The organism is Zobellia russellii (assembly GCF_018728565.1).
GTDB lineage: Bacteria > Bacteroidota > Bacteroidia > Flavobacteriales > Flavobacteriaceae > Zobellia > Zobellia russellii.
This window is the reverse complement of sequence record NZ_JACSOI010000001.1, coordinates 1,006,694-1,030,806: the sequence shown is the minus strand read 5'-3', so window position 1 is coordinate 1,030,806 and position 24,113 is coordinate 1,006,694. Positions and strand designations below refer to the sequence as shown.

Sequence of the window (24,113 nt, the reverse complement as noted above, 5' to 3'; positions counted from 1 at the left end):
TGCTCCGATTAAACCAACCGAAACCATACTACGCAGTACAGCACAAAAAATTGAAGAAAATCAAATTAAAAAGACAGCATCAAGCAATTGAATATCCTTGATTATTTTGGGAGGATTGTAGTGACTGTACGGAACATGTTTAGCCTCTACTGGCTCAAAAAGAACCCCATAAGAATAAACGAACGCAACCAAAACCATTTGCTGGTCAAGGTTAAAATCGTTAAAAGAAGGTTTTACGTCATTTTGCCCTTCCATAGCGATCAACTCACTATTACAGCATGACATTTTATCTACAGTAGAACCTATATTCTCATCCAAAGACATTGCCATACCGCAATCTTGGGCATCCGAGAAAAATGCAACATCTACAAGATGCCCCATACAATAGTGCTTTTCTACTTTAAAAGAAGTTGTAGAAACCAGTAGCACCAACGCCATGAAGCAAGCAAAATAAGAATGTATCTTTCGGTTCATTAAGGCAAATTTAAGAAATAAACTGCCATTCTTATTTTTAGCCCTAGTCTTTAACTAAAATTTAGAGTTTCCCGCTAATTCATGATTAAATGAATTTAAAACTGACATTTAGGGCAATAAAATAGAATTAGATCGTTGTAGAGGTACTAATTATAACGGATAAAACTTACAGTACATCCGATTCACTAACCGCTTTCAACTTAAAATTTTAGAAATGAAGAAGAATATTAGATCAGTAGTAAAATCTGGATTTGCAATTTTTGCATTAGCCTTTATGGCCTCTAGCTGTAGTAGCGATGAAGGTTCTGTTTTTGACACTCCCACAGATCAGGAACAAGAAAATCCTGACGGATCAAACACAGCCACATTAATAATCAATGAAAATGATAGCTCCAATGACATTTTAGTTGCTGAAGCATCTGGCGAAGTAGGCGCAACTGTTCCTGGACGTATTATTTATACTTCCGTAAACAACCAAAAAAGATTGTACATCACCCAAAACATATCCGGAAGTGGAGATATGCCTTTTAATAACTTTAATATAGAAGGCAAAGACCTCAAAGAAGCTTTAAAAGGTGATGGTTCTGTTGACTTAGATGGAGATACCCAAAAAGCTATTGACTTTACTTTTGAACTTCCGGTTCCTGATATTGACAATGGAGAAATAGTATACAAATTCTGGACTACGACCGGAAAGGGAGATTTTAGGGATGCCACTAAAAGAAAAGCATTGGGCGTAGGTACAATTACCGTTACAGTTGGTAATGGCACAAACGCTGCCGCCGAGGTAAGATCTTTTACAGATGTAAAATTATTTGCACCAGATGAATTTGGCAAGACCGAAACATTTTTTTCCCTTCTGAACGGCACCGAGTACAGAATAGATAGCGGCCCTGAATTTAGAGCGTTTTGGGATTTTGGATATTACTACGGGGCTTCTGGTGATTCTGCAAATGACAAAGCTTCCTTTGCCTCTACTGCAACCTATAATGATGTATTTCCTTTTGACGTTAAAGGTCTTGAAGCTGATGATACCGAGGAAAATGCCGCAACAGAAACCTTAAACCACATGTATTTTGACCTATCATCTACTACAACAGCTGAGTTTGATGCAATTGTCTTAGCGGGTGAACTAAATTTCATAAACGAAACCACCTTTGAATCAAGAACAAATCTTGCTGTTGGCGAGGTAATTGAGTTTGTGGACGAATATGGTAAAAAAGGTCTTATTAAAATTACAGATATAAAGGCCGGCTATGGCATTACGGACTACATTGTCTTTGACGTGAAAGTACAACCATAAAATATTTTAAAATATTGAAAAGAGGGTGTCGTTAATTCGGCACCCTTTTTTTGTTTACAAAAGCTTATTTTTGCACAAAAAATTAGCATGTTCAACACATTACGCACCCAAGCGTCTTCCATACTACACTCTACCGAAACAACCGTAGAAAACAGACTGCAAAACCTTTGTGAGCTTCTTAAAGAAACCGTTCCCCATTATGATTGGGTAGGGTTCTATTTTAAAAACGGCAATAAGGAAGAATTAAAATTAGGCCCTTATGCAGGCGCACCTACCGATCATACAATTATACCTTTTGGCAAGGGTATTTGTGGCCAAGTTGCAGTATCCAATCAAAATTTTGTTGTACCGGACGTTAAGGCTCAGGATAATTATATTGCCTGCAGTATTACGGTAAAGGCAGAAATTGTGGTTCCACTATTTATTAATGGTGAAAACGTTGGTCAAATAGATATAGATTCCAATACCCCTGATCCGTTTACGGAAGAAGACGAACGCTTTTTAGAGTTTATAAATACCGAAGTGGCCAAAATATACATCCCATAACCCATACCTAAAAGCACTTTTTTAATATATCAATGCCGTTTATCGATGCCACCCCGTGTTATTTGACACGAATCAGTTTAAAACTTTAGCTGTTTTGTTGATAACCTCGGCTATTTTTTCTTTCAAAAAAAGTACTTTTGCGTGTCTTTTTAACTTAGTAACAACATCCTATTAAAATGAGCATCAAAAAAGCTTCTTCTGCACTTATTTCCGTATTCCATAAAGATGGACTAGAACCTATCATTAAAAAATTCCAAGAATTAGGAATTACAATCTACTCCACCGGAGGAACCGAGAAGTTCATAAAAGACCTAGGTGTTGATGTTGTGCCCGTAGAGGACGTAACCAGCTACCCTTCTATATTAGGAGGAAGAGTTAAAACTTTACACCCTAAAGTTTTTGGAGGCATCCTTAACAGACAGGACAATGAAAGTGATGTTGCCCAGTTAGAAGAATTTGAAATTCCACAATTGGATATCGTTATCGTAGATCTTTATCCTTTTGAAAAAACCGTAGCCAGCGGTGCTCCGGAACAAGATATTATTGAAAAGATCGATATAGGCGGTATTTCTCTTATACGTGCCGCTGCCAAGAACTTCAAAGATGTGCTTTGTGTTTCTTCTATGGAAGACTACGCAGATTTCTTAAACGTTATCACAGAAGGTAACGGAAGTACAAGCCTAGAGGACCGCAAGCGTTTTGCTTCAAAAGCTTTCAACGTTTCTTCTCACTATGATACAGCTATTTTCAACTACTTTAATAAAGAACAACAAGAAGCTACGCTTAAAATAAGCGAAGAAAAGGGCCAAGTTTTGCGTTATGGGGAAAACCCACACCAAAAAGGGTTCTTCTTTGGTGATTTTGAGGCCATGTTCAACAAACTACACGGCAAAGAATTATCGTACAACAACCTTTTAGATGTTGATGCAGCAGTTAATCTAATGAACGAATTCAAGAACGATGCGCCAACTTTTGCCATATTAAAGCACAATAACGCTTGTGGCCTTGCACAACGCGAGTCCATTCACCAAGCCTATGTAGATGCCTTGGCCGGTGATCCCGTTTCTGCTTTTGGAGGTATTTTGATCAGTAATGTTGAAATTGACAAACCTACGGCAGAAGAAATTCGCGGTTTGTTCTGCGAGGTAGTTATAGCACCAAGCTATTCTCAAGAAGCACTTGACATACTAAAAGGCAAAAAGAACCGTATTATTCTTGTTCAGAATGATGTGGTGTTGCCGGATACTTTGGTCAGAACTTGTCTTAACGGATTTTTAGTTCAAGACAAAGACCATAGAACGGATGCCATAGAAGATTTACAGTACGTAACCAACACTAAACCATCGGAACAGGATTTGGAAGATTTAATTTTTGCTTCCAAATTATGTAAGCATACCAAGTCCAACACAATTGTCTTAGCTAAAAACAAACAATTATGCGCTAGCGGAACAGGGCAAACCTCTCGTGTAGACGCTCTAAACCAAGCAATTCACAAGGCTAAATCGTTTAATTTTGACCTTGAAGGAGCCGTAATGGCGAGCGATGCGTTCTTTCCTTTCCCAGATTGTGTAGAGATAGCCAATAAAAGTGGTATATCTAGCGTTATACAGCCGGGCGGGTCTATAAAAGACCAATTGAGTATTGATTACTGTAATGAAAACAACGTATCTATGGTTATGACGGGCACCCGTCATTTCAAGCATTAATTTCATTACTTTTGTCGATGAAACACACCCCTATCAAGCTAGTAACATAACCAAACAAGATTACAAATGGGATTTTTTGATTTCTTGACTGAGGAAATCGCCATCGATTTAGGTACGGCGAACACCCTTATCATTCACATGGACAAGGTAGTTGTGGACAGCCCGTCCATCGTTGCTCGTGACCGTATTTCAGGCAAGATAATTGCCGTAGGTAAAGAGGCGAACATGATGCAGGGCAAGACCCACGAAAACATTAAAACAATACGCCCGTTAAAAGATGGGGTTATTGCAGATTTTGATGCATCGGAAAAGATGATCAATATGTTCATCAAGAATATCCCTGCCTTAAAAAAGAAATGGTTTCCACCTGCACTTCGTATGGTCATCTGTATTCCTTCAGGTATTACCGAAGTGGAAATGCGTGCCGTAAAAGAATCTGCAGAACGTGTAAACGGTAAAGAAGTTTACTTGATCCATGAGCCAATGGCAGCGGCTATAGGTATTGGGCTGGACATTATGCAGCCAAAGGGAAACATGATCGTAGATATAGGGGGCGGTACTACAGAAATTGCTGTTATAGCCCTTGGAGGAATCGTTTGCGATAAATCCGTTAAGATTGCAGGTGATGTTTTCACTAACGATATTATTTATTACATGCGTACGCAGCACAACCTTTATGTGGGTGAGGCTACTGCAGAGAATATAAAAATAGAAATAGGTTCGGCAACAGAAGATTTACAGACACCTCCGGACGAAAAATCGGTACAAGGTCGTGATCTATTGACAGGAAAGCCTAAGCAAGTCCAGATTTCATATCGTGAAATTGCGAAAGCATTGGACAAATCCATTCTTCGTGTAGAAGATGCCGTAATGGAAACACTTTCCCAGACTCCACCAGAACTGGCCGCAGATATTTACAACACCGGTATTTATTTAGCAGGGGGTGGTTCTATGTTACGTGGATTGGACAGAAGGCTATCACAAAAGACAGACCTACCTGTTTATATCGCAGAAGACCCGTTACGTGCCGTAGTTAGGGGTACAGGTATAGCACTTAAAAACTTAGAGCGCTACAAGAGTATCCTTATCAAATAAAACCTAAAGATTTCGGGGCGATTTCAAAAGGGTTTAAATTTTATTTCCATTCGGAATTGCTTCGCAGGTTTCACCAAATCCATTAGTGAATGCAGCAGATCATCAACTTTATCATACGATATAAGAATTTCCTTCTTTATGTCTTATTGATGATTGTTTCTTTGGGCTTTACGATACAGTCTCACTCGTATCACCAATCCCGTTTTTTCAACTCGTCCAACTGGATTACGGGCAATATCCTAGAAACCTCAAATGATGTTTCTACCTATTTTGGCCTGGATAAGGAAAACGAGAAGCTAATGCAGGAGAACGAGTACCTGCGTAAGCTGCTCTTCAACAAAAAAGAAATAGACTCCACTATCTTAGATTCGGTACAACTAACATATACTATTACTACGGGTAAGGTCATTAAGAACAGTTTTGCGGACCCCCGCAACTACGTTACCTTAAATAAAGGCAAAAAGGATAGTGTTAAGCCGGATATGGGTGTAATTACCAGCAAAGGTATTTTGGGCATTGTAGAAAACACCTCGAATAATTTTGCCACGGTACAGTCTATTTTAAACGAAAAATCCAACATAAACGCCAAAATAAAGAATACCGACCATTTTGGCTCTTTGGTATGGGATACAAAAAGATATAATGTAGTGCAGTTGGTAGATATACCTAGATTGGTGCCACTTACCATTGGAGATACTATTGTAACCGGAGGAATGAGTAGTATTTTTCCAGAAAACATACCTATTGGAACCATTAGAAAATTTGACCTAAATACTTCTAAGAGTTTTTACAATATAGATGTAGCCCTATTTAATGATATGACAAATATCAAGAATGTCTACATCATAGATAATTCGTACCGCGAGGAAATTTTAGAACTAGAAAAACAAACGGAGACCAATGGTCAGTAACTACTACTTCTTAAACGTCATTCGTTTTATACTGCTAGTACTGGTACAAGTGCTTGTGTTCAATAGGCTCAACTTTTTTGGGTTCATAAACCCTATGGTCTACATTCTGTTTCTTTACTGGTATCCCATAAAAGAAAACAGGGCGGCATTTATAGGTCTTGGCTTTTTACTGGGCATTGCAATAGATTTCTTTTCGGACACGATGGCCATACACGCGGCATCTACAATTACAATAGCCTATATGAGGCCCGCAATTATGCGATTTGTTTTTGGTGTTAATTTTGAATTTCAAAGTTTTAAATTAAGTAACACCACTAGGGTACAACAAATTACGTATTTGGCGTTATTAATTATAGTACATCACTCTGTTTTCTTTACTCTGGAAATTTTTAGTTTGGCTAATTTCCTATTAATTTTGAAAAAAGTATTGGCTACGGGCATCGCAACTCTTATTCTTTGCTTATTATTTGGTTCACTGTTTAGTGTTCGCAAAGAGTAAATAAGCGTAAAAAATTATAAACCTCTTTAATCAAAAATTTCATCTAAGATGAAAAAGCTGTTATTATCATCCATTATCGTAATTATTGGTATTACGTTTCTCGGCAGGCTTTCCTATCTGCAGATATTCAGCTTTTCCCCTGATCAAGTTTTAGAAGACCCCGCAATAAAACGGGTATATGATTATCCTGAGCGCGGTTATATTTACGATAGAAATGGGGAGCTTTTAGTAGGTAACGATCCTGCCTATGACGTCATGGTTATACCTCGTGAGGTTCGCGAACTAGATACATTGGAACTTTGTGGACTTCTAAAAATAGACAAAGAAAAATTTAAAAAGGAACTGCGTAAAGCTACGATTTATTCGCCACGACTTCCTTCAGTTTTTGTTCCTCAACTCTCCAAAGAAGATTACGCAAAACTTCAGGAGAAAATGCGCCACTATGCCGGTTTCTACATCCAAAAACGTTCGCTACGCTATTATGATACCAATAGTGCCGCAAACGTATTGGGTTACATTAGCGAAGTAAACGAACGTGATTTGGCAAAAAACCCCTATTACGTACAGGGTGAACTTACCGGCCGTACAGGTGTAGAAAAAGTATATGAAGATATTTTAAGAGGAAGAAAGGGCGTACAATACATTCAAAAAGATAGGTTCAACAGAGATATTGGACCCTATAAAAATGGAACCTTGGACACCTTACCGGAACAAGGTTTTGAAATAAATATTACTATAGACAAGCATCTTCAAGAGTATGGAGAGCGTCTTATGCACGGAAAATGGGGCGGTATTGTTGCCATTGAACCGTCTTCGGGAGAAATATTATCCATGATTTCAGGGCCTACCTATGACCCGTCTCTTTTAGTAGGGAGAAAAAGATCTGCTAATTATAGCAAGCTACACTACGATTCAATCTCCAAACCAACGTTTGACAGATCTATTTCGTTTGAAAAAAGTCCAGGTTCTCCATTCAAGGCCATTAATGCTTTAATTGCATTGCAAGAAGGAGCCATTACACCATCTACTACATTTACTTGCCACCACGGCTTTTTTATCGGAAGAAGTAAAAAGGGCTGTCACTGTGGCGGAGGTGTAAGAACGTTGAACAACGGAATCTACAAATCATGCAACGCTTATTTTGTAGGTGCCTATAAAAAATTATTTGAACAATTCCCATCCAATAGCGACGCTATGGATGCTTGGGAGAAGCATGTTAGAAGTTTTGGGCTAGGGTCTTATCTAGGCTCCGACCTTTACACAGGAAGACCAGGTAGCGTTCCCAGTACCGCCCTATACAATAAATGGTACGGAGAAGGAGACAAAAGATGGTCTGCCACTACCACCTACTCCAATGCCATTGGACAAGGAGAGGTAAACGTTACCCCAATACAGTTGGCCAACATGACCGCTGCCATAGCCAACAGAGGCTTTTTCTATACGCCTCATGTTCTTAAAAAAATAGACGGCAAAGAAATAAGTATCCCAGATTTTGTAGAGCCAAAGCACACTACTATTGATAAGCGACATTTTGAACCTGTAATTCAAGGTATGGCAGACGTTTATCATAAAGGAACGGCACAATACATACAAATACCTGACATTGAAATTGCAGGAAAGACCGGTACCGTAGAGAATTTTATAAAAATAGATAGCGTCAAGACCCAATTAACGGACAACTCGGTTTTTGTGGCCTTTGCCCCAGTAGAAAACCCCAAAATTGCCATAGCCGTATACATTCAAAACGGATACTACGGATCTAGGTACGCCGGACATATTGCCTCTTTGATGATTGAAAAATACCTTAAAGGCGAAATTACCCGAAAAGACCTGGAAAAAAGAATGCTAGAGCGAACTTTGGAAAGTGAATACGCTAAACCATACAGTGGCAAAGAATTTAAAATAAACGAATACGATTGGAGCAAGCATTCTATAAAGTACCAAGAACAAGCAACCCAATCAGAACAATAGCATATGGCCGGTAAAAGTGTCCTTAAACGTATTGATTGGCTTTCTGTTCTATTTTACGTACTACTTCTAACCATAGGTTGGGTAAACATTTATTCAAGTACTTTTTCGGAAAGTGACTCTTCCATATTTGATTTTGGAACTCTACATGGCAAGCAACTTTTCTTTATACTTACCAGTTTTGCATCTATTGTAATTCTGCTGGCTCTTGAGGCCAACTTCTATGAACGGTTCTCCAGTGTACTCTATATCATATCAATGGTACTACTACTGGGCTTATTTGTCTTTGGAAAAACCATAGCAGGAGCTACCTCCTGGTATGATTTGGGCTTTTTTAACCTTCAGCCATCCGAGCTGGCAAAAGTAGCAACAGCCTTGGCCTTGGCCAAGTACTTAAGTGATATACAGACCGATATAAAACGAAATAAAGATCAGCTCTACGCCTTCTTGATTATTTTAATTCCGGCTATATTGATTATACCTCAACCTGACCCGGGTAGTGCTCTAGTCTTTTTCTCTTTAAGTTTTGTGATTTTCAGGGAAGGCCTACCTATCTACTATCTAGGGATTGCCTTTTTTGCCATCCTTATTTTCGTAACAACCTTAATGTTCGGTACCATTTGGATTACCATAGGCATTGCTTTGATCTTGATACTTTTCTTTCTATTAAAAAAGAAAAAATTTAAAGTTCCAATAATACCTACCGCAATAGCTGTTGTTGTAACCATTCTGTTTTCCCTTTCCGTTGATTTTGTTTTTAACAACGTTTTTGAGCAACGCCACCGTGACCGGTTCAGTCTTTGGTTACGTCTTGAAAAGGACCCTGCCAAACTGGAACACATTAGAAAAACCATTGGCTACAACACGTATCAATCTGAAAAAGCCATTGAATCCGGCGGTTTTTTTGGCAAAGGCTTTTTAGAAGGAACACGAACCAAAGGTGATTTTGTACCTGAACAGCATACAGATTATATTTTTAGTACCGTTGGTGAAGAATGGGGTTTCCTGGGAACGGCAACAGTGGTACTTCTCTTTACTTTTTTATTATTACGACTTGTTTATCTTTCAGAAAGACAGAAAACCGGTTTTGCCCGAATGTATGGTTATGGGGTAATTTCTATTCTACTCATACATTATTTTATAAATATTGGTATGGTAATAGGTGTACTTCCAACAATTGGTATTCCCCTACCCTTCTTTAGTTATGGTGGATCAGGGCTATTGTTTTTTACGGCCCTCCTATTTATTTTCTTAAAATTGGATGCCAACCGCCTTAAGGAAGGTATTTAGAATATAGCAACGATAAAGAAGAATAGCACATCTTAGAATTTAAACTTCCAACTGCTAGTATCTACCGTACTTTCTACTTTACCCTGAAGTTGTTTAGGAAGCCTTTCAAAAAAATCGATGCCTGTTCGTTTTTCTACCTCATCAACAGAAACACTAAATTGTTTTAAAGGTTTCGTGCTCTGCTTTCCTTCCATCAAAAAAGCTAGCACCTTTAGGTTCTCCCCAGCTCCACGAGATATAATTTTGTAATAATATTTAGGCACATCCACATCTTCATCCCCTATCTCTTCCAAGCCTTTTTCCAAAACTCCAGCCGTAACCACAAAAATCTCTCCGTATTGTTTGGCCCACATTCGCACTTGCATCTCCAGTTCATTCCATACTCCCGCGTTAAATTCGCGATTTTGAGGACTAATATTACTCGTGTAAAATGTTTCATTATAGGCCTGCTTGGAGAATCTTCTATCTCCCGCCGGGCATAAATGCCCTCTATCATAACCGGAACCCTTATAATTTCTCCAATCTGCAGATTTTGTTCTTACCTTGGGGTCCTCAATAAAATAAGGTCGTTTACGGTCATCATAGGTCAAATGTTCTTTCTTTAATGTGTACGCCACCCATTCCGCTTGCTCATAAGGTTCATTATACGATAGTGTATAATGACTGTGCTCAACCACATCTCCTGTTGTTGAACTGGGCATAAGGGTACCGGCTATGGTGGTTTTTGGTCCATTTTCGGTTTGCTGCGAATAGGTATTCGGTGTATAAAAATTTTCGAATAACCAAAAAGCACCTATACAAACCAACATTAGAACAGAGTAGATGAGCTTATTCTTTTGAGTCTTATTCATTCTTCAAATGTACTATAAAATCAATAGGTGTTGAACTAGCTTAAATGTAAGTAAACGCTAAAAAATTCGACAAATAAGCACATTTCATACAATGCAATGTATTTATTTTGTACTATCTAATTCAATGAACAATTAGTTTAAAAGAAAGGAAAACTATGCTTACATGGAAAGATGTAATCAATTTTAGTGTTAAAGGGAATCCACAGCCGGACAGAAGAGTAGAGAAGACCGAGGCAGAATGGCGTGAACTCCTTACTCCTGAACAATTCAGGATTACCCGAATGAAGGGTACTGAACGGGCACACACCGGTGCACTTTGTAGTGCACATGATGCAGGCAAATACAACTGCATCTGTTGTAACGCACCGTTGTTCGATTCTACCATTAAATTCGAATCGGGTACAGGTTGGCCCAGTTTTACTCAGCCTATAAAAGAAAATGCTATTAAATATGAGAAGGATTCCTCATTTGGTATGGTACGCGTAGAGGTCATGTGCAATACTTGCGATGCCCATCTAGGACACATTTTCCCCGACGGGCCCGAACCTAGCGGATTACGCTACTGTATTAATTCAGAATCTATGCAATTACAAAAAGAAAGTCTTAAAAATGAGCAATAAAAATCTAGAAATAGCCACACTTGGCGGCGGATGCTTTTGGTGTATAGAAGCTGTCCTGCAAGAATTAAAAGGAGTTAAGAAACTAGTATCCGGTTACACGGGCGGTACCGCTCCAGGAAAACCAACATATAAAGAAGTCTGCTCAGGCCTTACAGGTCATGCAGAGGTGGTTCAGGTTACTTTTGACCCTTCGGTAATTTCATATCAAGATTTACTGATTGTGTTCATGACCAGTCACGACCCTACTTCACTTAATCGCCAAGGGGGAGATGTTGGAACACAATACCGTTCCGTAATTTATTACCATAACGATACGCAAAAGGAAGTTGCCGAAACCGTAATTAAAGAGTTGGCATCTTATTTTGAAGACCCTATTGTTACAGAATTGAGTCCGCTATCCGTTTTTCACGATGCCGAAGACTATCATCAAGATTATTACCGTAATAACACCACACAGGGTTATTGTAGCGCAGTAATTACACCGAAACTGGCAAAACTAAGACAAATGCATGCCGATAAATTAAAACAGCCGCTAACTAGCTCGTAACCAATTTAGCGCAGCTAATCTACAGGAAACCGTAATTGGTCTTTCAAATTAAAAAAAATGGGTTTTAAGAAAGTAATTTTACCTCACAATCTTAAAACCCATTTCTATGAAAACCACACAACTTTACTACCGTATAGCCCTTTCTTTATTTTCATTGGCCATCGTATATGCCGTAGCCAACTCCTTTTTTAATTACGAAGCCGTAGTTATGAAATTTGAAGATTTAGGCTACCCTCCTTATTTAATATTTGTATTGGGAACGGCTCAATTACTAGGTCTTTCCGTTCTTATTTTTAATAAAAGCTCTTGGATAAGAGAATGGGCCTATGCCGGCTTTTTCTTAAATCTTGCGTTTGGTATAATAGCACATCTAATGGTAAAAGATGGAAATGGCGCCCCGGCCGTATTCTGTATTATTGCCCTTTACGTGACATTCGTACAAAATAAAAAACTTAATGAGCAGGCTACATCTGCAACTGAAGACACACATACTAAACCTACGCTAAAAACTGTAGCATGATTTGGGCGCTACAGCTTTATTTATTGCGACTTAAAAGACCTGCTAAACAGCAGGTCTTTTTATTTTAGTACCACCGCAAGTCCTAATCATATTTTACGACTAAACTTATAGACATTAATTACTATGGAAAAGATAGCTTTAGGTGGTGGTTGCCATTGGTGTACGGAAGCAGTATTTCAGTCTTTAAAGGGTGTTGACAAAGTTGAACAAGGTTTTGTATCATCTACGGGGATACATACTAGTTTCTCCGAAGCAGTCTTGGTTCACTTTAACCCTAGTATCATTACTTTAAAGGACTTAGTAGAAATACATCTTCACACCCACAAAAGCACTTCCAACCATAGCATGCGCTCCAAATATAGGTCTGCTATCTATACGTTTTCTGACCAGCAGTTGCACGAAGCGAATGCCATTTTAAATGAACTACAAGTGGATTTTAAGGATAGACTCATTACGAACGTGCTTCCTTTCGATTCCTTTAAACCCTCAACGGTTGCATTTCAAAATTACTATTACAGCAACCCTGAGAAACCATTTTGTGAAAATTATATAGACCCAAAAATTAAACTGCTCTTTAAGAAGTTCAGTATACACACAAAGGCAAATTCAATTGCGGACCTCTAAATAAAAAAGCCCTGACACAAAATGCATCAGGGCTTATTCTATATAAGTATATTTTTTCTATCCTTTTACTGCGGCCAGTTTGCCGTGTTCAATTTTATTGTTCTTTAAATCTTCAAGTACATTTACAGCTTCCTCTACATAAACATCCTTAGCCAAAGCTTTATGCCATCTGTCACGTTTTTCACGTAACACAGAATCTTTGACGAACAACTCTTCTTCATACTTTAAGGAAGCAAAAGTCAGCTTAGAATCATATTCATTGATTGCCTTAAAGTAATCGGACTTTTTCTTGTGTTCCTTTTCGTCTGCACGATAAGCATCATAGTTCAAAGAAATCTCCATCTCATCACTTTCAGACTTCAACCATTTAGCGTTTTCCTCAATTAGCTTGATCTGCGGATTATTTGCCATTCTCTTAGTACTGTTGGCAATGGTCTGATCGTAATCTATATACCCTTCCCAAGGCTTGTAATCCGCCGGAGAAATTTTATCCCATTTTAAAGGATTGGCTTGATCTCTCTCACCAAGATCAATATAGCTGTACTTGTCCGGAACCACAACATCGCTCTTAACACCTTCCAACTGGGTGGAACCACCGTTAATACGGTAGAACTTCTGGGTGGTTAACTTAATAGCTCCTAGATCTCCATGATCGTTACTTCTAACTATGTTGTCCAAAGGAATTACGTTCTGTACGGTTCCTTTTCCAAAGGTCTGTTTGCTACCAATAACAATAGCCCTTTTATAGTCTTGCATAGCTGCCGCCAAAATTTCCGAGGCGGAAGCGGATAGTTCGTTTACAAGTATAACAAGTGGGCCGTCCCATTGAATACGCTCATCTTTATCATCATACACATCCTTACCTTTTCCTGAAGAACGCACCTGAACAATTGGGCCATCTTTAATAAAAAGACCGGCCATTTCAACAACGGTCTTTAACGATCCTCCACCGTTATCCCTTAGATCTATGATAAGACCTTCGGCACCTTCTTCTTTTAAACGCTCTACCTCCTTAGCTACATCGGTAGCTGCATTTCTTTCGGTATAATCATCAAAATCTACATAGAATTTAGGTAAATCTATTATTCCAAACTTTTCATCGCTCTTAATAATACTTGCCGATTTGGCGAAAGACTCTTCCAGCTCAACCACATCTCTAGTAAGCTCTACAGTATCCAAAGACCCATCTATCTTACGCACGGTAAGTTCAACTATGGTACCTTTTGGGCCTTTTATCAATTTAATGGCATCATCCAAACGCATACCTACAATATTGATAGGCTCTTCTCCTTCTTGACCTACTTTTATGATTTGGTCTCCAACTTCCAATCGGGCATCACGCCATACCGGACCACCGGAAATGATATCTACAATCTTAGCACCCTCTGGTTTTTTCTGCAAACGTGCGCCAATACCTTCAAATTTACCGGACATGCTCGTATCAAACTTATCTTTTTCATCCGGAGCAAAATAGTACGTATGCGGGTCAAATTCGTCTACAATAGTGTTTATATATTGAACGAACCAATCCTTACGTTCCAAATCATTTACAAAATCAAAAAATTCATCCAGTGTTTTTTTGGTAGAAACCCTAGCTGCCTTTTCAGCATCTTTAGGTGTCATTGGCTTAGCACTCGCACCTTCTTTTTCCTCAACGACATCTCCTCTTTCAACGCCTTTCATTTTAGAGTCATACGTTCCTAGAGTTGCATATTTAAGTTGTTGCCTCCAACGTTCCTTCAATTCTTTTTTAGAAGTAGCGAAACTCATTTTCTCGTAATCGATATTTATGGTTTCGTTTTTATTGTAATCAAAAGGCTTCTCAAGCACCTCTTTATAGATAACCTTTGCTTCCTCCATACGTTGTACCAATCTATCATACACTAGATTGAAAAATGTGATATCCGTACTTTTGATTTGATCGTCCAACTGAAACTTGTACTGCTCAAATTCTTTGACGTCCTCTTCCAAAAAATATCTTTTGGTCGGATCCAAAACATCAATAAAATCCTCAAAAACACTTACCGAAAAATCGTCATCAATATTCTTGGGTTCATAATGTCCCTTTTCCAATACATAAGTAATAAGGTCTAAAAGCAGTTTATCTTTATCGTCAGTTTCAAAAGATTTGTTGGTAAAACTGCACGAAGCAACAGATATAAGCATTACCAAAAGAGAATAGGCAAGATTCCTTTTCATATAATTTTTTTTCGAAATTTTTAAAATAACCAATCTTGGGGAAGATTGAGATTTTCACACTTAAAAGTAATGAATTCCCTAAGATACTGAAAAAACCATGCCACCTTTAGAGAGGATACACTAATTTTTTGTTAAACGAACTTAGGTCGTTGTGTTCTGTAAACGTATTTTTGCACTATAAAGTATTCAGCATGAAAAAACCTTTGATCTTAGTAACTAACGATGACGGAATTACAGCTCCAGGTATACGTGCTTTGATTAAGTATATGAAAGAACTTGGCGATGTTGTAGTAGTTGCTCCAAACGGACCGCAATCTGGCCAAGGACACGCAATTACCATAGACAATACGCTGTATGCCAATAAAATTGTGGTAGACAAAAAAAATGGCGCCCCTATTGAATACAGTTGCAGCGGCACACCTGCAGATTGTGTAAAAATGGCACTTCAGGAATTATTGGACCGTAAACCGGATATTTGTGTTAGCGGTATCAACCACGGATCCAACTCGTCTATAAACGTTATATACTCGGGTACCATGAGCGCTGCTATTGAGGCCGGCATAGAGGGCATACCTGCCATAGGTTTTTCTTTATGCGATTACTCGTGGCATGCAGATTTTAAGCAAGCAGGGCATATCATCAAAAAAATAGTTAGCGAATCCTTGGCCAATGGCATTCCAAAAGGTGTAGTGCTGAACGTTAATATTCCTAAGGCCCAAAAAGAGGATATCAAAGGAATAAAAGTTTGCAGACAGGCACGTGCCAACTGGAAAGAGAAATTTGACAAACGTACCAACCCAGGTGGAAAGGATTATTACTGGCTAACCGGTGAGTTTGAATTATTGGACAAAGGCGAAGACACGGATGAATGGGCCTTGGCCAACAATTACGTATCCGTTGTACCTACCCAATTTGACCTTACGGCCCATCATGCAATCCAGCAACTTAATGGTTGGCAATTTGAGTAACTAAAATTCGTTTCTTAAAGAAATATAACTTTACAGTACCAAACAGGATTGAATGAACTTAAAAATTATGAACGTTAGAAAAGAGCTTGCCATAGGATTTTTAGTAGGTATAATTGCCAATACCATTGGCACTTTGCTCTATATCTTGTTATTTTCGGACTTTGGTATTGCCGAAACTTTTGAAGCAGCTATAGAACAAGGTCATATTGGCAGTCTTTTGGCCTTGGGAGCCATCCTTAACCTTATCGCTTTTTTTGGTTTTTTAAGAATCCGTAGAGACAACAGGGCTAAAGGTGTTCTTATTGCTACACTTTTAACCGCATTGGCCATTTTGTACTATAAAATCTTTTAGCCGTAAATTAACGGTAAAGAACATACGAATTTTGCCCTAACCGAGTTCTCCTTTTAAAAGGGCAAGGTATAAACTGTATTAATTTGTAATGAAGTATTATATAATAGCAGGCGAAGCGTCTGGAGACCTCCACGGCTCCAACCTTATGAAAGCCTTAATCGCCAAAGACCCAGATGCCAATATTCGCTTTTGGGGAGGTGACCTTATGCAACAGGCAGGAGGAACTTTGGTAAAACATTACAAAGAAATGGCCTTTATGGGCTTTCTGGAAGTCCTTATGAATTTAGGTACAATTGCCAAAGCTATTAAATTCTGTAAGACGGATATTCAACAGTTTCAGCCAGATGTTATTGTTTTTATTGATTACTCCGGCTTTAATCTCCGTATTGCCAAATGGGCCAAAGAACAAGGATTTAGAACAAATTACTATATATCTCCGCAAATATGGGCCTCAAGGGAAGGACGTATAAAAGACATCAAAAGAGATATTGATGCCATGCATGTTATTCTTCCTTTTGAAAAGGAGTTCTACGAAAAGAAACACAATTACCCAGTAAATTTTGTGGGACATCCACTTATTGATGCCATTGAAAATAGAATTCCGGTTGATGAGCTCCAATTCCGGCAGCAACATAAGTTAGACTCAAAAAAACCGATTATAGCGTTACTTCCGGGTAGTAGAAAGCAAGAAGTACAGAAGATGCTAACGGTAATGTTATCCGTCATCAAAGATTTTTCGGCCTATCAATTTGTAATTGCAGGAGCACCTAGCCTTGACCATGATTTTTACGGGCCCTTTCTAAAAAATCCCAACGTTAGTTTTGTAACCAACAAAACCTATGACCTTTTAGGTATTGCCCATGCAGCCTTGGTTACCAGTGGAACGGCTACATTGGAGACCGCTATTTTTAAGGTGCCCCAAGTGGTTTGTTATAAGGCGAATTGGCTTTCGTACCAGATTGCCAAACGAATTATTACCCTTGAATATATATCGCTTGTGAACCTTATTATGAAAAAAGAGGTGGTAAAAGAACTTATTCAAAACGATTTGACCACCAAAAACATAAAGGCCGAATTAAATAAAATACTTGATGGACCTGCACGTGAGGCCCAAATTGAAGCCTACAACCAACTTGAAAAAAAATTGGGCGGTAGAGGAGCAAGTGTTAATGCCGCTACCCTTATTATAGAAAATGTTTAATTTTGGTATAAGTCCATCTAGAAACGTATCTATTTACATGCTTCGCAAACTCCTATATATTCTAATTATCTGCCTTGTTGCCAGTTGTGGGGCCTCAAAAAAGAAAACGGCTCAAAACCAACCAAGAAGAGTAACGGTTGCAGCCAAGCCCATGGATGCACCAAAAAGAGAAAAGAAACCTAGCAGGAACGTAACGGTAGCCAAGCGTTCAAAAGCAGATGATGTTATAGATTCAGCATTAAAATTTTCAGGGGTTCGTTACAAATTTGGCGGAACGACCAAAAAAGGAATGGACTGTTCCGGATTACTTTATGTTGCCTTTGGCGAAAATGATGTAAAGCTACCACGCACCTCTTACCATATGGCCGAAGAGGGGAAAAATATTCGCGTGCGCGATGTTGAAAAAGGCGATTTACTTTTCTTTAAAACAAGTAAACGCAGCAAACGTATCAACCATGTAGGCATGGTTGTTTCCGTAGAAGGCGATGAAATTAAATTTGTACATTCTTCCTCCTCTAGAGGTGTCATAGTTTCTTCCTTACGCGAAGGATATTGGAACAGTGCCTTTATAAAAGCTACCCGAATTCTGTAAATGAGATTGCTTCGCTTCATACCCATAAAACTGACACTCGTTGTCATTTTGGGTATTGTGGCAGGAAACTATCTAAACCTAGATGTACGCTTTCCCCTATTTGCTTGCATTATTCTACTAGTTCTATTGGGTTTTTTACGTTTCAAGGATAAAAAGAACGAATCCCATAGTTTTGGATACTTAGCCATTTTAACCACATTTTGTATTGGTCTGTTCGCTGCCGGGTTGGCACAACCAAAAAATCAAACGAACCATTACCTTAATACAGATTTTTCCGGAAACCATATTTGGCACATCAAAATTTCGGAGGCACTAAAACCCAGCTCCTATTCGGAGAGATATATTGGCAAGGTACAAGCGCTGGACCAAAATTATGCAGAGGGAAAAGTCTTGCTCAGTTTTTCGAACGATTCTATGCTCAAAAAACTTCAGGTTGATGATGAGGTTGTACTATTTAGCTCCATAGATGAAGTAAAAGCGCCATTAAATCCACATCAATTTAATTATAAGAATTATTTAAAGGATTTGGGTATATTCCATCAATTTAGACTAACAAGCAGCCAGTTTATTACTCTTGACTCTCCTTCCACCACTATTTATGGCATAGCAGCCAATGCGCGTACCCATATCATTTCTCAACTTAAAAAAGCCGATTTCGGCCAAGAGGAACTGAGCATAATTCAAGCATTGCTTCTAGGGCAGCGCAACGACATATCCGAAGAAACTTATACCGATTATAAAAACGCAGGAGCTGTTCATATTTTGGCTGTTTCAGGCTTACACATAGGGATTCTATTATGGATTTTACTATTTCTTCTAAAACCTTTGGAACGCCTGCCTAGAGGCAAAACTTTAAAACTGGTCTTAACCGTGCTTTTGCTTTGGGGCTTTGCCTTCCTTTCTGGTTTATCTGCATCCGTAGTGCGATCCGTTACCATGTTTTCTTTTGTAGCCTATAGCATGTATTTAAACCGCCCGAACAACACCTTTAACATACTGGCTTTATCCATTTTCTTTATTCTATTGGCCATCAACCCAAACCTTCTTTTTCAAGCGGGCTTTCAAATGAGCTATGCTGCCGTTTTGGCTATTGTTTGGCTTTACCCGCTTTTTCAAAAATTGTGGTTTCCAAAACACAAGCTCGTGAGGAAGATATGGCAGCTCTTGTCCGTTAGTATTGCGGCACAGTTGGGAGTATTGCCCATAAGCCTGTTTTACTTTCATCAATTTCCGGGTCTGTTCTTTATAAGCAACCTACTCATTGTTCCCGGATTGGGAATTATCCTTGGGATGGGAATTTTAGTTATTTTCTTGGCACTAATTGGCCAATTATGTGGTGAACTGGTTATCATCTATAATGCCCTGATCGGCTGGATGAACCAAATTATACACTGGGTTGCCCAACAGGAAGCCTTTATCTTTAAAAATATCTCTTTTGATGGCGTTCAAATGGTATTGGCCTACACTATACTTTTTAGCTGCGTAATTTTATTCACCCGTCCTAACTTTAAAAAAGCGATTGCACTCGCAACGTTTATTGTGGGGTTTCAACTATGGACGATTTATACGGATTACGAGACTGCCCGCAAGAACATTTTATTTATTGGGCATCAAACAAAAAATACGGTAGTAGTACACCAAAACGGGCACCATACAATTGCTGCAACTCGTGACACCCTTAGCGTAGGGAACATGCTAAATGATTATAGTGTAGCGGAACGAACAACAAATACAACCTACTCCACTGTTAAGAACAGTTACAAGTGGGAAAACAAGAACGTTTTAATTATTGATAGTCTAGGTGTTTACCCCACAAGGGAAACCTCCGTAGATTACCTTATTCTTACCCAATCGCCTAAGCTAAATCTCGAAAGGGTCATTTCATCCATACGTCCAAAAAATATAATAGTAGACGGCAGCAACTATACTTCTTATGTAAATAGATGGAAAGAAACCTGCCTAAAACAAAAACTCCCTTTTCACGCTACAGGCGAAAAGGGAGCTTATTATTTTGATTAACGTAATTAAACGTGTTTCTCTATTTCAAAATCTTCCTGTCCTCCTGAAATTCTAGTTTCTCCGTCTTCCGCACCATGGGCCAATCGCTTTAATGGTTTTAACATGGCGATAACCAAAAGCCCAATTAGAGACCAAATAACGGCTATACCTGTAAAGATTTCAAATTCACCCAGTGATTGTGACGCCTGCCCTATTAGACCTGCCACTTTGTTCCCAAGGCCTGTTGCCGCCCAATACAATCCCATGATAATGGAGGCATATTTAAGCGGTGCCAATTTAGTTATGTAGGATAACGATACCGGAGACGCACAAAGCTCACCAATAGTATGAAGTAAATAAGCTAATATCAACCAATACATAGCGGAAGAACCGTTGGCCTCATATTGCAAGGATGCTGCACTCATAAACCCAAAACCAAGGGCCATAACTATTAGACCTACGGCTATTTTAAAAATTGACGAAGACTCTTTGCCGGCCTTACGCCATTTTAACCAAAAGGCACCCACCACAGTAGCCAAAGTGATAATGAAGAATGAATTCACCGACTGAAAAACCGATGCTGGAATTTCAAACAGACCAAAGAAATTACGATCCGTTTTTTGCATGGCATATAAGTTCATTAGTCCACCTGCTTGTTCAAAGGCCGCCCAGAATAAAATAATCAATAGAAACGAAATTAAGAGAACCTTTATCCTATCCTTCTCTATACTCGTTAAAGGTCTGTCCAAAATTTCACGATCAGCGGCATTGTTCCTGCTAATTAGGTTACCAACGTGCGTCAAATATTTCTGTCCCCAAATATAAACGGCCTGCCCCATGAACATACCTATAGCGGCCAAACCAAAGCCGTAGTGCCAGTTTATGTTCTCCCCAACATAACCACATAAAATTGGAGCAAGGAAACCACCTATGTTAATACCCATATAAAAGATATAAAAGCCTAGATCGCGTCTTTCGTCCTTCGGCTTGTAGAGTCCGCCAACCATTGAGGATATGTTGGGTTTAAGACAGCCCACCCCTAAGATTATAAAAAAGCACCCTAAATAAAACGAAGTCTCGGAATTCATTGCCAAAATAGCATGTCCTAAACACAGAAGTATTCCCCCGAGCATAACGGTCTTTTTTTGCCCTAAGAACCTGTCCGCAATCCATCCACCGGGAATTGAAGAAACATATACCAACATGGTATACCACCCATAAAGAGCAAGTGCCTCATCATTACTCCAGCCAAAACCTGCATTGCTAGAAGTAGTCTCCGCTACCAGAAACAAGGTAAAAAGAGCTCTCATCCCATAGTATGAAAACCGCTCCCACATTTCAGTAAAGAATAGAATATATAAACCTACCGGATGCCCGAACAGTTCCTTTTCATGCGGTGCCTTTTCTACTATTGCCATAAATATGTTATTTGTTTAATTGGATTTGTATCAAAACTAGTTCAAGATGCGATTAAATTACGCTTTAAAACGTTTCATACCTCTTGAGTCTGTAAACTTCTGTTGTTGGTCTGGGTTTCTAATTTTCAGGGTTCAACAAATTTTCCTGCAAAAAATTAGTCATTTTATTGAATAAGTGCACTCTGGTATTTCCTCCATAAATGCCGTGGTTCTTATCTGGGTAAATAGCCCAATCAAATTGTTTATTGGCCTGCACCAGTGCTTCAATCATGCGCATTGAGTTCTGCACATGTACATTGTCATCACCGGAACCATGAACCAACAGGTAATTCCCTTTTAACATTTCTGGATAGTTCAAAGGAGAGTTTTCATCATAACCGGCCGGATTTTCCTCCGGAGTACGTAAAAAACGTTCTGTGTAAATGGTATCGTAAAAGCGCCATGTAGTTACCGGAGCAACTGCAATGGCCGTTTCAAAAACATCGTTTCCTTTTAAAATGCAGTTGGTAGACATATGGCCTCCAAAACTCCATCCCCAAATTCCGGTTCTATTTTCGTCTATATACGGCAACTTGCTCAATTCTTTAGCAGCTGCAATCTGGTCTTCGGTTTCATATTTTACAAGATTTAGATAGGTAGACTTTTTAAAATCCGCACCCTTAAAGCCCGTTCCCCTACCGTCTACACAAGCAACCACATAACCTTGTGATACCAATTGCTGATGCCACAAATCCCTAGCATCCAACCAACGGTTTACCACGCTCTGTGAACCTGGACCACTATATTGGTACATTAACAACGGGTATTTTTTTGCTGGATCAAAATCTTTAGGCTTCACCATATACATATTTAGCTCATTGCCATTAATGGTAATGGTAGAGAATTCCTTTTCGCTAATTTCGTATCCTTTCAACTTTTCAACTAAAGCATTGTTATTTTTTATCTCCTTTACCTTTTTCCCGTTTAAAGCTTTGTGCAGCATATAAACAGGCGGTGTACTTGCATTGGAATAGGTGTGTATAAAATAAGTGAAATCTGCACTAAAATCGGCATCATTGGAGCCTTCCTGTGCTACCAAAGCCTTTTTGTTCTTTCCGTTGCTTTCAATACTGTATACACCACGGTTAATTGAGCCGTTTTCCGTAGATTGGTAATAGACCTTATCCTCATTCTGATCATAACCATAGTATTGGGTCACCTCCCATGGCCCCTTGGTTATTTGGTTTACAAGATTACCATCCTGATCATGAAGATAGATATGGTTGTAGCCGTCTTTTTCGCTTGTCCAGATAAAACTATCATCCGCCAGAAACGTAAGGTTATCCGTGATATCTATATACGCTTTGTCCTTTTCCTCTAAAAGTACGGTAGCCGCATTATTTTTAGCATCTACGGAATACAATTTCAAATGGTTCTGGTGCCTGTTGAGCACCTGCACACTTAAATAATTAGAGTTGTTCATCCATTTGATACGTGGAATGTAATATGCATCCCCTAAATCTACCCCGGCTGTGGTTTTAGCCTTTACATCGTATAAATGCAAATTTACTTTGGCATTTGCCTCGCCGGCCTTAGGATATTTGAATGTTTCCTGAGTAGGATATAAATCCGTTCCAAAAACATCCATAGAAAATTCGGGCACATCCGTTTCATCAAAACGTAAAAAAGCTATTTTAGTGCCATTGCTATTCCAATCAAAAGCCCTGACAAAAGCAAACTCCTCTTCGTAAACCCAATCCGTTATACCATTAATGACTGAATTTTTCTGACCATCTGTCGTAAGCTGTTCCGTAGTACCGGAAGCCAAATCAAATAAGTAGAGGTTGTTTTTGGCCACGTAGGCCACCTTTGTTCCGTCCGGAGCCAGCTTTGGCTCTTGAATTTTTGTATCTGAAACTTTGGTTAATTTTTTGGTCTTTAAATCATACACATAAAAAATGCCCAGTGTTGAATGTCTATAGATGGATTCTAATTCTGTTGCCAACAACAACTGAGACTCATCATCACTGAATTGGTAGGAGCTAAAACCTTCTATTTCTTGTAAATTGGCAGAACTAACAATGGTTTCTACCTTTTTCTGCGTAGCGTAATCAAACTTATCAATGGTTGTAGTCCCATCTGCATCCCAATTCAACAGGGTATATTGCTTACCGTTTTTCATGGACCTCAAGGCATCCAACCTTTCAATTGAGAAATCACCTCCGTATACTGCCTCTACTGTAACTTGTTTCTTTTGCGCATAAGAAATCGCCAAAAAGGCGAATACAAAAGAGACACTCAAAACTATTTTTCGCATAGAATGTTATAAAAAAGATTAAATCGCCCAAGTTTAGTGATAATTTTACAAAGAATTAAACTTTAAATCATAAAAATCCCTTGTTTTATCGAGGTTAATCGCAATCATAGGTATAAACCATTATCATTATCTTTA

At 38.8% G+C, this 24,113-nt stretch carries 22 protein-coding genes; 17 read left to right on the top strand and 5 right to left on the bottom strand.

Annotated elements, in window-relative coordinates; translation table 11 throughout:
* Positions 1-60 precede the first annotated feature (60 nt).
* Entirely contained in the window at positions 61-474 is a 414-nt protein-coding gene (locus H9565_RS04290) for an HYC_CC_PP family protein (RefSeq protein ID WP_215437911.1), read from the bottom strand.
* 214 nt (positions 475-688) lie between these two features.
* Here H9565_RS04290 and H9565_RS04285 point away from each other — a divergent pair, with 214 nt between their 5' ends.
* From H9565_RS04285 to rodA, 8 genes are all read left to right on the top strand, one after another.
* The gene (locus tag H9565_RS04285) at positions 689-1,777 is read left to right on the top strand and encodes a hypothetical protein (protein ID WP_215437910.1); all 1,089 of its coding nucleotides are present in this window, start codon (positions 689-691) and stop codon (positions 1,775-1,777) included.
* Between the two features lie 87 nt (positions 1,778-1,864).
* Positions 1,865-2,323: a GAF domain-containing protein gene (locus H9565_RS04280; RefSeq protein ID WP_215437907.1), complete on the top strand. Its 459-nt coding sequence runs from the start codon at positions 1,865-1,867 to the stop codon at positions 2,321-2,323.
* Between the two features lie 176 nt (positions 2,324-2,499).
* Positions 2,500-4,029, top strand: coding sequence for a bifunctional phosphoribosylaminoimidazolecarboxamide formyltransferase/IMP cyclohydrolase (gene purH, locus H9565_RS04275; protein WP_215437904.1), 1,530 nt, complete (start codon positions 2,500-2,502; stop codon positions 4,027-4,029).
* Positions 4,030-4,095: 66 nt separating this feature from the next.
* Positions 4,096-5,124 (top strand): rod shape-determining protein, encoded by a 1,029-nt coding sequence (locus H9565_RS04270; protein WP_013992538.1) that lies wholly within the window; start codon positions 4,096-4,098, stop codon positions 5,122-5,124.
* Positions 5,125-5,213: 89 nt separating this feature from the next.
* Positions 5,214-6,035 (top strand): rod shape-determining protein MreC, encoded by an 822-nt coding sequence (gene mreC, locus H9565_RS04265; protein WP_215437902.1) that lies wholly within the window; start codon positions 5,214-5,216, stop codon positions 6,033-6,035.
* Positions 6,025-6,534: a rod shape-determining protein MreD gene (locus tag H9565_RS04260; RefSeq protein ID WP_215437900.1), complete on the top strand. Its 510-nt coding sequence runs from the start codon at positions 6,025-6,027 to the stop codon at positions 6,532-6,534. Before mreC ends, H9565_RS04260 begins: the two co-directional genes overlap by 11 nt.
* A gap of 48 nt (positions 6,535-6,582) precedes the next feature.
* Positions 6,583-8,505 (top strand): peptidoglycan D,D-transpeptidase FtsI family protein, encoded by a 1,923-nt coding sequence (locus tag H9565_RS04255; RefSeq protein WP_215437898.1) that lies wholly within the window; start codon positions 6,583-6,585, stop codon positions 8,503-8,505.
* A 3-nt stretch (positions 8,506-8,508) separates the two neighbouring features.
* Positions 8,509-9,792, top strand: coding sequence for a rod shape-determining protein RodA (gene rodA / locus H9565_RS04250; protein WP_215437896.1), 1,284 nt, complete (start codon positions 8,509-8,511; stop codon positions 9,790-9,792).
* 32 nt (positions 9,793-9,824) lie between these two features.
* Here the strand turns inward: rodA and H9565_RS04245 are convergent, their stop codons facing one another.
* Entirely contained in the window at positions 9,825-10,643 is an 819-nt protein-coding gene (locus H9565_RS04245) for a DNA/RNA non-specific endonuclease (protein WP_215437894.1), read from the bottom strand.
* A gap of 155 nt (positions 10,644-10,798) precedes the next feature.
* On the opposite strand from H9565_RS04245, the gene msrB reads away from it, so the two are divergent.
* The 4 genes from msrB to H9565_RS04225 all read left to right on the top strand — a co-directional run bounded on the left by msrB (position 10,799) and on the right by H9565_RS04225 (position 12,954).
* Positions 10,799-11,263 carry a peptide-methionine (R)-S-oxide reductase MsrB gene (gene msrB / locus H9565_RS04240; RefSeq protein ID WP_215437891.1) on the top strand — a complete coding sequence of 155 codons (465 nt, stop codon included), beginning with the start codon at positions 10,799-10,801 and terminating at the stop codon, positions 11,261-11,263.
* Complete coding sequence (msrA, locus tag H9565_RS04235; RefSeq protein ID WP_215437888.1) at positions 11,253-11,810, top strand: peptide-methionine (S)-S-oxide reductase MsrA; 558 nt, start codon at positions 11,253-11,255, stop codon at positions 11,808-11,810. The genes msrB and msrA overlap by 11 nt, the downstream gene beginning before the upstream one ends.
* 106 nt (positions 11,811-11,916) lie before the next feature.
* A complete protein-coding gene (locus H9565_RS04230; protein ID WP_215437885.1) occupies positions 11,917-12,330 on the top strand; it encodes a DoxX family protein in 414 nt (137 codons plus the stop codon).
* Between the two features lie 123 nt (positions 12,331-12,453).
* The gene (locus tag H9565_RS04225) at positions 12,454-12,954 is read left to right on the top strand and encodes a peptide-methionine (S)-S-oxide reductase (protein WP_215437882.1); all 501 of its coding nucleotides are present in this window, start codon (positions 12,454-12,456) and stop codon (positions 12,952-12,954) included.
* 57 nt (positions 12,955-13,011) lie between these two features.
* On the opposite strand, the gene H9565_RS04220 is transcribed toward H9565_RS04225, so the two are convergent.
* On the bottom strand, positions 13,012-15,153 hold the full coding sequence (locus H9565_RS04220; RefSeq protein WP_215437879.1) for a carboxy terminal-processing peptidase: 2,142 nt from the start codon (positions 15,151-15,153) through the stop codon (positions 13,012-13,014).
* Positions 15,154-15,344: 191 nt separating this feature from the next.
* Between H9565_RS04220 and surE the strand changes: the two genes are divergently transcribed.
* The 5 genes from surE (at position 15,345) to H9565_RS04195 (ending at position 20,285) form a co-directional block, all read left to right on the top strand.
* Positions 15,345-16,121 (top strand): 5'/3'-nucleotidase SurE, encoded by a 777-nt coding sequence (gene surE / locus H9565_RS04215; RefSeq protein ID WP_215437876.1) that lies wholly within the window; start codon positions 15,345-15,347, stop codon positions 16,119-16,121.
* Positions 16,122-16,188: 67 nt separating this feature from the next.
* A complete protein-coding gene (locus tag H9565_RS04210; protein ID WP_215438219.1) occupies positions 16,189-16,473 on the top strand; it encodes a hypothetical protein in 285 nt (94 codons plus the stop codon).
* 88 nt (positions 16,474-16,561) lie between these two features.
* A complete protein-coding gene (gene lpxB, locus H9565_RS04205; protein WP_215437873.1) occupies positions 16,562-17,674 on the top strand; it encodes a lipid-A-disaccharide synthase in 1,113 nt (370 codons plus the stop codon).
* A 37-nt stretch (positions 17,675-17,711) separates the two neighbouring features.
* Positions 17,712-18,266 (top strand): C40 family peptidase, encoded by a 555-nt coding sequence (locus tag H9565_RS04200; protein WP_215437870.1) that lies wholly within the window; start codon positions 17,712-17,714, stop codon positions 18,264-18,266.
* Positions 18,267-20,285, top strand: coding sequence for a ComEC/Rec2 family competence protein (locus H9565_RS04195; protein ID WP_215437867.1), 2,019 nt, complete (start codon positions 18,267-18,269; stop codon positions 20,283-20,285). It abuts the gene before it with no gap.
* Positions 20,286-20,290: 5 nt separating this feature from the next.
* Here the strand turns inward: H9565_RS04195 and H9565_RS04190 are convergent, their stop codons facing one another.
* Entirely contained in the window at positions 20,291-21,682 is a 1,392-nt protein-coding gene (locus H9565_RS04190; RefSeq protein WP_215437864.1) for a peptide MFS transporter, read from the bottom strand.
* A gap of 118 nt (positions 21,683-21,800) precedes the next feature.
* Complete coding sequence (locus H9565_RS04185; protein ID WP_215437862.1) at positions 21,801-23,978, bottom strand: S9 family peptidase; 2,178 nt, start codon at positions 23,976-23,978, stop codon at positions 21,801-21,803.
* Positions 23,979-24,113 lie beyond the last annotated feature (135 nt).